This is a genomic window from Chryseobacterium sp. Leaf394, from assembly GCF_001424105.1.
Taxonomy (GTDB): domain Bacteria; phylum Bacteroidota; class Bacteroidia; order Flavobacteriales; family Weeksellaceae; genus Chryseobacterium.
In genome coordinates, this window is sequence record NZ_LMQH01000004.1 from 104,512 (window position 1) to 118,033 (window position 13,522).

Sequence of the window (13,522 nt, forward strand, 5' to 3'; positions counted from 1 at the left end):
TGTTTATTTTCTTTAAATTAAAATGAGTTTAATCCGGGCAAGCCTGCGTTCTAAAGCAACTCCAGATGGTTCCGTTGTAGATTTTCAGGCATTGCACATCTTTATCGTACACCATCATTCCTTCTACAAGGTTTGCTTTGGGAATTGCTGCAATTTCCAAAGCAGTGAGCCTGTTAACCACAAAACCTTTTGTCTTAGATTCCAAAACTGTCCAGGCACTTTGTCTCACTGTCGGCCATTCTGAAACTCCTGAACCTGCTCTGTTGAGTGCAGTGATACCATGTTTCACAGGGTTTGACACTCCGGCATTCTGAATACCCGGTTTGTAGCAGTAACAACCACCATTGACAGCTGCATTCTGAGAATCCCCAAAAGTCTGTCCTGTTCCTGCGACAAGAGGCACACCCATTGTCACAGCTGTATTTCCGACATTATTTCCAAGGTTCTGATTGGGGCTTTGCGAAGATAAAACACCTAAAGCAGTCTGCAAATCTGCAGTTGTGAAAGCACCACCGCCTTCTACTGCATCAGCACATCCGTCATTATCCGAATCGAGATCCAGATGATTTGGGTAAGCATCGCCGTCTGTGTTGGCATTACAATTCATATTATAAACTCCGAAAATAAAACCGTGAGGATCATTTCCACCCGTAAGATTCATTGTAAATGATGCTACAGATTTTGGAATGGAATAAAATGTGTACCCTTGAGTCGCATTTGTGTTGGTACTTACAACATTTCCGATCTGACCTGGCGTAACAGAAGGTACACCATCCAAAAGAGAATATACGCCTGTGTTGAAAACATCAGAATTGCTCAAAACAGTTAATGGAACACTAAAGATATTGGTTATAACCGCTTCTTCATTTCCTAATCCTGCAATACCTATAATATACTGATAATCGTTATCTGCAGTACTGATTGAGTTTGCAGAAGCTCCGAAATCTATTGATACATTTCGGGCAATTCCTCCAACTGTGTTTCCGTAATCAATAACATCAAGATAAGTTGTAGGAAAAGGAGCCGACTGAGTCCCGTTCAAGTTAATTGTTGTTGTGGCAACGTTCGGAGTGTAATAACCCCAGCCATTTCCTCCGGAATTATGTGAAACTTTCACACCTCCCAACGGCAATGCTGCACCTGGAGGAACCAATGAAAACACCGTTGATCCCGTATTTTTAAGTTCTGTGATTTTAGCATTATCAACGATTGTCCCCATGGTTACTGTTGGCAGACAACCTTCTTCGGTATCCAGAATACCGTCATTATCATCATCCAAGTCAAGATAATCTGCAACACCATCAAGATCAGAATCTAAACAGGCATTCTTACTGATATCCTGAGAAACTCCCATGCCCTGTCCTACATCATTTCCAATATCGAAAGATCCTGAGTTTACAATATTGGGAACACCATTATTTGAAACTGCAGATCCGAGACCGCCGTTTGAAGCATAATTAATGCTTCCATCAGTGTTCAGGTGGGAAGAATTTACATTTTCGTCACCTTCAATTGCATCAAAACATCCATCGTTATCTGAATTGAGGTCTAAAGAGTTTTCTATTCCGTCACCATCTGCATCACAGACATTGATAGGCATTAAAACAAAATTATCTACCCCCACATCATTACCTGCAGTACCTAATGGCTGAAGATTTATAATTTCTAAAGAGACGTTTGAAGTTCCAGCAATAAAATCCATTTTAAATCTTCTCCAGATGTCGTCATTTGCCATCCCGATATTATTGGAATCTGTAAAAGCTAAAATATTTCCTGAAGTATCTTTCACAGCAATCCTTAAATTTGGAATGTGAGCGTTAGCCTCTGCAAGACCAGCCAAATCAAGTCTGAATCTATATTTCTTACCTGGAATCACCGTAAGACCATCCACTTTGTACAAAGTTTTGTTGAGATAATTCGCAGCAACATTTATAATTAAAAATTTACCATCCGTGCTTCCATCAGCAATACTGAAATTACCTGCATCCTTATGCCCGTTTACGTTAGTTTGAGTATAAAAAACACTTTGAGATAAAGATCTTGAGACCGAATAAAATCCATCATTCGGATTGACTGCTGCAAAAGTATGCCCCACGACATTCAAATCCTGTGTAGTTGCAGTTCCTGTTCCGAAATTATTACTGTAAACAGGTGTACCTTCAGTTTCGCAAACATTTTCTACTGTATCTAAAATTCCATCATTATCATCATCCAGATCTAAGGAATCAGGAATCCCATCATTATCAGAATCCAGATCCACAAGAACCGGAAGCGTACAGGTTGTAACAGTAACAGCACGAGGTGAACTTACCGTCACCATACGGTTTCCGGCAGCGCCAGTTCCGTTGTAAACAAACGGAATATCAACGTATGTTGCTCCCTGAGGAATAAATGCTACATAAGGTGATGGTGATGTGGTAATACCGGATCCTGTCAGCGTAAATTCAGCAAGACCATTTACAGCTCCTGTAATCGGTACGCGCAAAACAGAGTTTTGTACAGTTCCGTTGGGAATTAAAGGAGTACCCTGAACACCACCTCCTGCTCCACCGCAGTTAATCGCAAATGATGCAGGAACATTTGTAACAGTAGCACATGAACCTAAATCACCAAAATCTCTGCGGTTACCAGCTGCTGTAGTACCTGCAATGTTTCCTACAAACGTTGATGCCCCAGTCATAGCATTTAACTTCCATATATCAGTTCCGTTGCCATTAGTTCTGCTGTAATAAAAGAAATCTCCCAGGTAAGCCAAACCGTTCCCATTTGTAGTACGTAAATTGGGTACAGTTCCAGACAGGCGAACTACTGGTGTCGCCGAAGGAACTGGAGTATCAGGGTCAATTCTGTATAACCAGATATTAGAGTCAGAAACTGAAGTTATTACATACAAATTACCTCCGTTATCAACTGCAATATCATTTAACGTAGTTCCATTTGTCCAGTTCGCATCACCTGTTACATTTCCTAATGATGTTGCAGCACCAGTGCCATTCCATCTTGTTAATGCTTTATTAGAAATACCGTAGACAAACCCTGTTGCCGGATCTGTACCTAAACCAATCGGTGAACCCCAGGTTGTAGATGCACTTTGCTGTACATAGGTCGTAGATGCCGAGTTCGTAACGCCAAGCCAGATTCTACCGGACGCACTGTTTGGAGAAGCTACAAATTGGTTTTGAGATAGACTTGAAGGAACCGGACCATACGCCATGTTTCCGTGAGTTGTGGGCGTTCCGCTTGCTACAAGTGTTGTTCCATCGATGATTCCTGCAGCATTTAAATTTATTCTGTAAGTAAATCCCTGAGCAGAATTAATTCCAAACAATTCATTACAGGTAGGAGCAGATGATGGCGTGAAAACCTGGCATGAAGCCAAATCTAAATCATCAGCATCCGTAAACGGACCAACTAAAGTATTCAGATTGTAAGAAGTTTTTACTGAACTTACACCTGTGTTGGGATTGATCTCGTAAACACGCGCATTGAAAGAACTTACCAAAAGAATATTGGTCACAAATCCTTCAACAGCATAAATACTTCCATTGAAGAATGACAATCCCTGAAAATTGGCCGGCATACTTCCGCTCAGTTGAATAACCTGTACAGCAACAAGCGTTGACAGGTTAACACGGTAAATGTATCTTGAAGCTCCTGAAGTAACTACAACATTCAACAGTCCGTTGGAATCAAAAAACGCATCACTGGAAACCGTGCCGACATTCCAGGTTGCATCCCCCGTAATTGTTCCGAGATCAGTGGCAGGTGCAGGACTCGCCTGGATAAGTCGTTTATTTGCAGACACACCATAAACGTATCCTAAAGTAGCACCCGCGGTTGGATTAGCCGTCAGACCACCTAAGGCCAAAGGAATATTAGTTCCGATACTTGTATTACTTCTGTACACAGGTGAATTTGCTGTCGTATTCGAAGATGTGAAAACCGTTTGAGATGTATTCGCAGGATTAGCACCTACAGCAAGATTGCTCTTTGCAGAGGCAGATAAAGTAGTTGTCGCACCTGGTAAAACACCGTTGAGTGCTGAGATATTGTAGACGTTGCCGTTTTGGGCATTCAGAATGTAAAGTGCATTACAATCCTGAGCTTTAGTATTCAAAAATAATAAGAAAGCAACGAAATATAATAGTTTATTTATTTTCATTAGTTAGATTCTTGATAATAGTAATTGCGTTCTCATTTTTAAAATGAAAACCGTAAAATATCCCTTGATGTAAAATTTAATTTGGTACTGTACAGATATTGGCGAATAAAATCTTTACTTTAACTTAAAAAGTAAGCACACAACTTTACAGTTAATACTAAAAGCATTAATTCATATTCAAAAATCTCACAGAAAATTGAAGGGATAAAAAAGAAAAAAAAATCTAAACTAACGGTGGGGGTCTCACCGGGTAAAACCCCGCAAATCTGTAATCGTAAGCAGCGCTGTTGCAGTGACAGCAGACAGAAAAATGCAGATCACTCAACACCCGCTGAATGTAAAATACAGATTGTACTATTGAAGCATCAGCATAATGCTTACTTAAGTTGCTGAAATTTATAAAAACTCTGTCCGCAGTACTTTGTGAGAATGTACGTGAATGTGAAGAGCTGTTCTGAAAATTATATTTTTTGGAATTAGCGTTTGTAACAGCTAAAACATTTACAATCGTAACATTTTTCTTTGCTGGCTTTTTTAGAACATTCTGCTTCCGAACTGAAGCTTGCTTAGATTTATCATCAACCGATATTGATTGAGCCGATATGATAAGAAGAACCTCATTATTATCGTCAACCTTCTTTGAAACCTTTTTTATATCTAATCTGACGTGAGCAACCTGCTGATTAAATTTATCATCAGATGAAAATATCTGTGCACCAGATTGCAGAGTAAGCTTAGATTCAGTACTATCAACCAGTGCAACCGATTGAGCAAAATATAACTGAGAAAAGAGAAAAACACAAAAGGCAGCAACAAACCTCCACCATCTTGCAAAATGGGTGTTATAAAGATTTGTAAAACAATGATATAAATACATCCCTGACCTCTAATTCTTTTCCGGTGCAAAAATACAAATTACAATGCATAGAATAATAATAAACAAGCCGATTTAATGTGATTTTAGTCAGTAAAATTTGATTATTTTAAATATTTCATAATATAATTAGTTTTTAAATAAATATAATTTAATCATAATGAAATTATTTGAGAAAATTATTATACATAACATTATTTCTGTACAAACATTGTTTCTAGTTGAAACATAGCATCACGATGGATAGGGCGATTGCGAGAATTGAAAAATATAAAATCGCATATTTTATACATTTTTCCGAAAATAAAATAAAACTCACACGTTAGAGACAGGGTTTAACCAAAAAAAAAGCGGCAAACTTTCGTTTACCGCTTCTTTATATTTTAAACTGAAAATTATTTCAATTCTACTTCAGCACCAGCTTCTTCTAATTGCTTCTTAAGAGCTTCAGCCTCGTCTTTAGAGATTCCTTCTTTAATAGCAGCAGGAGCTCCGTCTACGATATCTTTAGCCTCTTTAAGACCAGCACCAGTTAAATCTTTTACCAATTTAACGATAGCCAATTTAGAAGCACCTGCAGACTTAAGAATTACGTCGAATTCTGTCTTTTCTTCAGCAGCTTCACCAGCACCAGGACCAGCCATTACTACTGCAGCAGCAGCAGGCTCGATTCCGTACTCGTCTTTAAGGATAGTTGCTAATTCGTTTACGTCTTTTACTGTTAAGTTTACTAGCGTTTCAGCTAAATTTTTTAAATCTGACATTGTTGTAATGTTTTTGTTGATTATTGATTGATTTTTTTGAGAGTCTAATTATTCTGCAGCTGGAGCTTCTCCTTCTGCAGCAGCGTCCGGAGCTTCGGTTGCTGGAGTTTCTTCCACTGCTGGAGCAGCAACTTCTTCAGTTGCAGTTTCTGCAGTTTCAGCTTTGTTTTGAAGAGCAGAAACAACTCTTTGGATTGGAGACTGAAGTAATCCGATGATTTCACCGATCATTTCTTCTCTAGACTTGATGTTTACTAATGCATCAAGGTTGTTGTCACCAACATAGAATGTTTCCTGTACGAAAGCCGATTTCAAAGCTGGCTTTTCGTCTTTCTTTCTAAAGTCTTTGATTAATTTTGCCGGAGCGTTAGCTGTTTCAGCAACCATTAATGCAGAGTTTCCTTTGAAAGTTGAGAACATTTCAGAGTAATCTACTCCTTCAATCTGTTCCATTGCTTTTTGCAAAAGTGTATTTTTCACCACTTTTACTTTGATATTCTGCTTGAAAGCCTGTCTTCTGAAGTCAGAAGATTTACCAGCGTTCAAACCGTCAAGATCTGCTACATAAATTACTTTTGCATCCTGAAGCAAGTCTTTGATCTCTTGTATTGCTACAACTTTTTGGTCTTTTGTCATTGTCTTAAGGATTATAATTAGTTAACAGATTTACTATCAATTGCAATACCCGGGCTCATAGTAGAAGACAGATAAATGCTCTTCACATAAGTACCTTTAGCAGCAGTTGGCTTCATTTTGATCAAAGTAGAAATCAATTCCTGAGCATTTTCCTTGATTTTAGCAGCATCGAAAGATACTTTACCAATACCAGCGTGGATAATACCGTATTTATCTACTTTAAAGTCAATTTTACCCGCTTTTACTTCAGTTACTGCTTTACCGATTTCCATCGTTACAGTACCTGATTTAGGGTTAGGCATCAAACCTCTTGGTCCTAATACTCTACCCAATGGTCCTAATTTACCCATAACAGCCGGCATTGTAACGATAACGTCAACATCTGTCCAACCTTCTTTTATTTTCTGTAAATATTCGTCAAGACCTACATAGTCAGCACCAGCTTCTTTCGCTTCAGCTTCTTTATCCGGAGTTACCAAAGCCAAAACTTTAACATCTTTACCGGTACCGTGAGGAAGAGATACAACACCTCTTACCATTTGGTTTGCTTTTCTTGGATCTACACCCAATCTTACAGCGATATCTACAGAAGCATCGAACTTCGTAGTGTTTACTTCTTTCACAAGAGCAGAACCTTCTTCAAGGTTATAGATTCTTCCTTTTTCTACTTTGCTTAAAGCTTCTTTTTGCTTTTTAGTCAATTTTGCCATTTCTTTAAGTATTAAGCGTTAAAAGTTGGTTTAGTTCCTGTTACTCTTAATCCCATAGATCTAGCAGTACCTGCAACCATAGAAACTGCAGAATCCATAGTAAAACAGTTAAGGTCAGTCATCTTGTCTTCAGCGATCTTCTGAACCTGAGCCCAAGACACAGCACCTACCTTGTTTCTGTTTGGTTCTCCGGAACCACCTTTGATTTTAGCCGCATCCATCAACTGGATTGCTGCAGGAGGAGTTTTGATTACGAATTCAAAAGATTTGTCTTCGTACACTGTAATTACTACAGGTAAAACTTGTCCTGGCTTATCTTGGGTTCTTCCGTTAAATTGCTTACAAAACTCCATGATGTTCACACCTGCAGAACCTAATGCCGGACCTACTGGTGGAGATGGGTTTGCTGCTCCTCCTTTTACCTGGAGCTTAACCATTTTAAAGACTTTTTTAGCCATTGTTTGTTTTTTAAATTTGAATAATTAATGAGTTTGGAAGCATTTATTATTCAGCAGGTTACCGCACTCACATAAAGTAAACCTACTTTTCGGACTGCAAAATTATGAAAATAATTTTAATTAGCAAATAGTTAACTCATTAAAGTTCAGAAATAAATTAATTATTTTAATATCAACATTTCAATTAAATGTTTACTTTTATCGCAAATCTCCATACCATGAGAAAATTAAAATTTTTAGCATTATTCGCCTCATTATCTGTGATGCAGTCTTGCTGGCTCTTTAATTTCGAAGACGAACCTGCAGGCGTGCAACAATCTATGTATGAACCTGTGTATGCCACAAGAGCTCAACTGTCTGACATCAAGATTCAAAATCCTAAACCTACAACCAAAAATGCTAAAATCTATCTTAAAGATCAGTACATTTTTGTGAATGACAGCCGCGACGGTTTCCATATTGTAGATAATTCTGATCCTGCCAACCCGAAAAAAATAAAGTATCTGAAAGCTTTAGGCTCGACAGATGTAGCAATCCGTAATGATGTACTCTACGTGAATCAAGCTACCGATCTTGTTGCTTTAAAAATAAATACTTCAACTGATGAAGTGCAGGTTTTAAAAAGAATAGAAAATGTGTTCCCCTCCATTCAGTCTCCTGATGGTTTTATAGGCGAACCACAGATTGATAAAATAATTGTTGACTGGAAACTTAAATAAAACACCATGAAAAAATTTTCTATTTTACTTCTTATATTCTTTCTTTTTGGCTGTAATAATGACTCGGCAGATAAACAGGGCAGTGACGGGAAAGAAGGCTCCACAGCAACTTTCATTCTGAAAAACAATAATATGTATGTGGTTGATCATTCTAACCTGAATGTCTTCAGCATTACAAATCCTGAAAATCCTGTAAAAGTACGGACGGTAGAAGTTGGATTTGATATTGAAACCTTATTTTCAAATGGTGATTATCTTTTTATAGGTTCCCGCAACGGTATGTTTATTTACAATATTGCTGCAGAACCTGAAAATCCTAAATATGTATCTAAGGCGTTACACCTCAGAGCCTGCGATCCGGTGGTTGCCAACGGTACTCATGCTTTTGTTACCTTACATTCCAATACGGTTTGTGGTGCTGCAAATAATGTATTGATGGTGTACGATACTACAAATATTCAGCAGCCAAAGCTTATTACCCAGCGTGACCTTGCTGAGCCAAAAGGTTTAGCTTTAAATGGTAATTATCTTTACATCTGCGACAAAAACGATATTGTAATTTTTGACATCAGCAATCCGCAAAACCCGAATGTGGTAAAAACCATAGCCAATGTACCTGCACGGGATCTGATCATCGACAACAATCATCTTTTTGCTTTTACCAATTCAGATGTGAAACAGTACAGCATAGATCCTGCGAATATTCAAAACATCAGTTTGATCAGTTCGTATACTTTATAAATTTTAAAAGAAATTTGGGGTCAGTTTCTTTAATGGAAGCTGCACTCCAAATCTCACCTGTTCATAAGGGAAGTACCGTATTCCATGCTGAAACTGCAGAAATAGTAAAGTTCCGTCAGTGGTTTTGAGATTGAGTTTTGATGCTAAAATCATAGGTTTATCACCATAATCTTTAACACGTGTAATCCAACCATTATATCCTGAAAAGGTATTTTCCCAACTGATATTTTTGTGTTTTAAAATCAGTTTCAAACCGTACATAATCGCATCGTCCTGAACATTGAGATTGGGAGTCTGGATATCCCAGGAATAAAATCCAAAATCTGTAACCACTCTGAGTTCATCAATAAAGCTTTTCATTCTGAAAGACTTCCCCATTTCTACATCAAAATAGTATCCTGCAGTGTTGAAAAAGCGACGGTTTTTGAAATCGCTTCCTGAAGCCGTTTTTAAGCTGGAATTTAAAATTAAATCAGGTTTAAATTTGCCTTCAGACAACAATTTAATTCTCGTCTGAACATAAAAATCACCGGTAGCAAAGCCTTCGTTTTTCTGCATTTGCCGTCTTGCAACGATTTCATCTGTGACAGAATAATGTTCAACTAAAGTTTTCCATACTTTTACTGAAACTTTTTCAGCAATTAACGGAACCTCAATTCCGGTCAGATTGGAAATGGTCTGGTCACCATGGCCGAAATAGTAATCTCCGGTAAAGGAAACCTGCGTAAATGCGGGAATTGATGCATCGGTAAATTCAGGAACAGGATTGGCGTTTGGTCCGAAATAATTGGTAGTATGATGAATCAGGTCTTGCCCGAAACAGAGGGAAGCTGATAAGAATGTCAGCAATGGCAGTATTTTCACAGTTTTTAGTTTAGCTTAGTTTAAGCAAAAGTAAAAAAATGGGAAGAACAAACGATGGAAAATATAGGAATAATCTCTCTCAGCTTCTAAAAATACAACTGCTATTAAAACAATTAATCCTCAGCAGTCTTATACTTAGGTCTGAGGTTTCTGAATAAAACATAAGCAAGTGCAATAATGCAGGTTTGGATCCATTCAAAATCAAGTTTAAATCTTATATTGGCAGCGTGACCCACAAGATATGGCACTGTAAATCCCGCCAGCAAAAAACATGACAAAAAGAAAATACGCTTATGTTTTCTGAACAAAAAAATCAAGCTGAGCAATAAAGCTGTATTGATCAAAATAACATACAGCTTCCTTCCAAACAAAATTTTAAAACTGTAGTCATTAAAATAAATCTTTGGAACATACCATAGACTAATGAAATTATTAACGGCTTTCTTAAAGGGAGCTAAGTTATCTTTTTCCACAATTTTAAGAACTTCCTGCTCGTAAACCTTTTCTGCAAAAAATTCATTTTCAAACGTCACTTTATCAAACACACTCTTTTCATATTCTTTACTCATAAACTGATTAGAAGACAAAATCTGATACTCTGAAACATAACCTACAAAAACATTTTGCCAAACCGGAGTTTTCGAAAGAATTAATTTATCAAATGTAATATAATTTCTCACAACCCATGGACTGTACACTAAAGTTCCCACCATAATTACAAAGAGCACATTTTTTACCTTACTTTTCTTATTCAGAAGAAAAAATATCATCAGTATGACCATGACTGGGATAAAAACAACCTGCGTCAAAGCTAAGATTCCAGACACCACACCAAAACAGAATAACAGACTTAAGGCGTGCATTCCTTTCCACAAACAGGAGTACAGCCACCCATATAATACTGTTAAAAGAATAAAAAGATTGGTAGCTTCTAAAATATTGGAATAGTAAAAATATGATGGTGATAATATAAATAAATAAGCCGCTAAAATACCTGCTGAACGAAGTTTGAAATTGGTGAATATGTGTTTTATAATGATGGGTATGATAAAATAGAACAGGTGTTGTGTAATAATAATCACTGGTACAGCATTCGAAACTCCGAAGACAAGGATATTAATGTATAAATACAAAGGGTAAGCCGGAAGTTTATAAGCTGAGTTTCCATGATCAATATACCACGAATACTCACCATGCGCCGCAAGATTTTCTGCAATTTTCCAGTCTTCAAAAAAATCAGCATGAAAACCCAGTCTTATGGAAAACCCAATTTTTAGCAGTAAAACAATAAGGTTGAATATTAAAAAAATATTCCAGTTTAAAAACCAGCGGTGATGTACAGCAGTGACTAATTTCGACATATTAAATCATAAATTTATGAAAATAAAAAAAGCGGATTAAAAAAATCCGCTTTTATATATACATAATCCTGTATTAAACCTTTTCAACCTGCATGAAGCTAAGCTCCATTGGTGTTTTTCTTCCGAAGATCAATACAGAAACTTCAATTTTCTTTTTGTCTTCAAGGATTTTTTCTACTGTACCGTTGAATCCGTTGAAAGGACCATCGATTACTTTTACATTCTCTCCTACGATGAAAGGAATTTCAAGATCAGTAGCGAATTCTGAAAGTTCATCCATTCTTCCGAGCATTCTGTTGATTTCAGACTTTCTCATTGGAACAGGATCACCTCCTTTTGTTAAGCTTAAGAAAGAAATTACTCCCGGAATGTTTTTTATGACGTGGGGAATCTCTCCCATTAAATCTGCTTCCACCATTAGGTAACCAGGATAATATGGTTTTTCTTTTGGAACCTTTTTACCGTTTCTCATCACGATAACTTTCTCCATTGGAATCACTACCTGAGTAACATACTGCTCAAACCCTAAACGTTTGATCTCTGTTTCAATGTAGTTTTTCACTTTATTTTCCTGTCCGCTGATGGCTTTCAGCACATACCATTTCAATTCACTCATTATGGGAAAATCCTTTTTTAGTTGAACATATTGATTAGCATTCCGATGATGTTGCTGATTGCTTTAGAGAAAAGCTCATCAACTCCAAAGGTAAACAATGCAAGAATCACAGTAGCTATAGTCACTACAATTGTAGAAGACTGAAGATCTGACCATTTCGGCCATTCAACTTTATGTCTGAATTCGTTATAAGAACCTTTTATAAAATCAACAAATGAACTCATAATTTATATTTGCACGGGCACAAGGATTCGAACCCTGATCAACGGTGTTGGAGACCGGTATCCTACCATTGGACGATGCCCGTAGATTAAAAAGTTCCGTAAGTTTCCTTACGGAACTTTATTTTATTTTAGATGATTAGTCGATAATCTCAGTAACCTGACCTGATCCAACTGTTCTACCACCTTCTCTGATCGCAAATCTAAGACCTACGTTAAGAGCGATTGGCTGAAGCAATTCTACAGTGATCTCTAAGTTATCACCAGGCATTACCATTTCTACACCTTCTGGTAAGAAAATCTCACCTGTAACGTCAGTAGTTCTTACGTAGAACTGAGGACGGTACTTGTTGTGGAATGGAGTGTGACGTCCACCTTCTTCCTTAGAAAGGATATAAACAGATGCTTTGAATTTTTTGTGTGGCTTCACAGAGTCTTTCTTAGCGATTACCATACCTCTCTTGATGTCAGTTTTTTCAATACCTCTCAACAATAGACCTACGTTATCACCAGCTTCACCTCTGTCTAGGATTTTTCTGAACATCTCAACTCCTGTAATAGTAGAAGTTAATTTCTCATCACCCATACCTACGATATCAACTGGATCTCCAGTGTTGATAACACCAGCCTCGATTCTACCAGTTGCTACAGTACCTCTACCTGTAATAGAGAATACGTCTTCGATTGGCATCAAGAATGGCTTTTCAGTATCTCTTGGTGGTTGCTCGATCCAAGTGTCAACAGCGTCCATCAATTCTTCAACTGATTTGAACCACTTGTCTTCAGTATCAGGAGTAGCAGCAGTAGCAGCAGTAAGAGCTCCTAATGCAGAACCTTGAATTACTGGAGAGTTATCTCCGTCGAATTCGTAAGTAGACAATAGATCTCTAAGTTCCATTTCAACTAGCTCTAATAATTCAGCATCGTCTACCATGTCAACTTTGTTCATGAATACAACGATTCTAGGTACGTTTACCTGACGACAAAGAAGGATGTGCTCTCTAGTTTGAGGCATTGGTCCGTCTGTAGCAGCACATACAACGATAGCACCGTCCATCTGAGCAGCACCAGTTACCATGTTCTTTACGTAATCCGCGTGACCTGGGCAGTCAACGTGAGCGTAGTGTCTTTTTTCAGTTTCGTACTCGATGTGAGCAGTATTGATCGTGATACCTCTTTCTTTTTCTTCAGGAGCAGAGTCAATAGCAGAGAAATCTTTTTTCTCAGCAAGACCTTTGCTCGCTAATACAGCAGAAATTGCTGCAGTAAGTGTAGTTTTACCATGGTCAACGTGACCAATAGTACCAATGTTCAAGTGTGGTTTGTTACGATTAAACGTTTCCTTTGCCATGATTTAAATTATTTATTTATTGTTATTCAAATTTTCGGTGTGCAA

General features: G+C 37.6%; 12 protein-coding genes and 1 tRNA gene. 2 read left to right on the top strand and 11 right to left on the bottom strand.

Translation table 11 applies throughout. From position 1 onward, the window contains the following. Nucleotides 1-28: 28 nt before the first annotated feature. The 5 genes from ASG21_RS01180 to rplK all read right to left on the bottom strand — a co-directional run bounded on the left by ASG21_RS01180 (nucleotide 29) and on the right by rplK (nucleotide 7,604). Nucleotides 29-4,162 carry a hypothetical protein gene (locus tag ASG21_RS01180; RefSeq protein WP_056074810.1) on the bottom strand — a complete coding sequence of 1,378 codons (4,134 nt, stop codon included), beginning with the start codon at nucleotides 4,160-4,162 and terminating at the stop codon, nucleotides 29-31. A gap of 1,269 nt (nucleotides 4,163-5,431) precedes the next feature. Continuing rightward, entirely contained in the window at nucleotides 5,432-5,800 is a 369-nt protein-coding gene (gene rplL, locus ASG21_RS01190) for a 50S ribosomal protein L7/L12 (protein ID WP_056074815.1), read from the bottom strand. A gap of 48 nt (nucleotides 5,801-5,848) precedes the next feature. Then, the gene (gene rplJ / locus ASG21_RS01195; protein ID WP_056074817.1) at nucleotides 5,849-6,436 is read right to left on the bottom strand and encodes a 50S ribosomal protein L10; all 588 of its coding nucleotides are present in this window, start codon (nucleotides 6,434-6,436) and stop codon (nucleotides 5,849-5,851) included. Between the two features lie 17 nt (nucleotides 6,437-6,453). Further along, nucleotides 6,454-7,146, bottom strand: a complete 693-nt coding sequence (gene rplA, locus ASG21_RS01200) for a 50S ribosomal protein L1 (RefSeq protein ID WP_056074820.1) — start codon at nucleotides 7,144-7,146, stop codon at nucleotides 6,454-6,456. A gap of 11 nt (nucleotides 7,147-7,157) precedes the next feature. Further along, nucleotides 7,158-7,604 (bottom strand): 50S ribosomal protein L11, encoded by a 447-nt coding sequence (gene rplK, locus ASG21_RS01205; RefSeq protein ID WP_034679146.1) that lies wholly within the window; start codon nucleotides 7,602-7,604, stop codon nucleotides 7,158-7,160. Nucleotides 7,605-7,822: 218 nt separating this feature from the next. Between rplK and ASG21_RS01210 the strand changes: the two genes are divergently transcribed. Together ASG21_RS01210 and ASG21_RS01215 are read left to right on the top strand one after the other, a co-directional pair. Beyond that, nucleotides 7,823-8,323, top strand: coding sequence for a hypothetical protein (locus ASG21_RS01210; RefSeq protein WP_128414182.1), 501 nt, complete (start codon nucleotides 7,823-7,825; stop codon nucleotides 8,321-8,323). Nucleotides 8,324-8,329: 6 nt separating this feature from the next. Beyond that, on the top strand, nucleotides 8,330-9,064 hold the full coding sequence (locus ASG21_RS01215; RefSeq protein WP_056074825.1) for a hypothetical protein: 735 nt from the start codon (nucleotides 8,330-8,332) through the stop codon (nucleotides 9,062-9,064). 3 nt (nucleotides 9,065-9,067) lie between these two features. Here the strand turns inward: ASG21_RS01215 and ASG21_RS01220 are convergent, their stop codons facing one another. The 6 genes from ASG21_RS01220 to tuf all read right to left on the bottom strand — a co-directional run bounded on the left by ASG21_RS01220 (nucleotide 9,068) and on the right by tuf (nucleotide 13,477). Next, nucleotides 9,068-9,928, bottom strand: coding sequence for a hypothetical protein (locus ASG21_RS01220; RefSeq protein ID WP_056074826.1), 861 nt, complete (start codon nucleotides 9,926-9,928; stop codon nucleotides 9,068-9,070). A 113-nt stretch (nucleotides 9,929-10,041) separates the two neighbouring features. After that, a complete protein-coding gene (locus tag ASG21_RS01225) occupies nucleotides 10,042-11,289 on the bottom strand; it encodes a hypothetical protein (RefSeq protein WP_056074828.1) in 1,248 nt (415 codons plus the stop codon). 73 nt (nucleotides 11,290-11,362) lie between these two features. Then, a complete protein-coding gene (gene nusG / locus ASG21_RS01230) occupies nucleotides 11,363-11,905 on the bottom strand; it encodes a transcription termination/antitermination protein NusG (RefSeq protein WP_056074830.1) in 543 nt (180 codons plus the stop codon). 17 nt (nucleotides 11,906-11,922) lie between these two features. Then, nucleotides 11,923-12,129 carry a preprotein translocase subunit SecE gene (gene secE / locus ASG21_RS01235; protein ID WP_056074831.1) on the bottom strand — a complete coding sequence of 69 codons (207 nt, stop codon included), beginning with the start codon at nucleotides 12,127-12,129 and terminating at the stop codon, nucleotides 11,923-11,925. A 12-nt stretch (nucleotides 12,130-12,141) separates the two neighbouring features. Next, nucleotides 12,142-12,212, bottom strand: a tRNA-Trp gene (locus ASG21_RS01240). 53 nt (nucleotides 12,213-12,265) lie between these two features. Next, a complete protein-coding gene (gene tuf / locus ASG21_RS01245) occupies nucleotides 12,266-13,477 on the bottom strand; it encodes an elongation factor Tu (protein WP_048508468.1) in 1,212 nt (403 codons plus the stop codon). Nucleotides 13,478-13,522 lie beyond the last annotated feature (45 nt).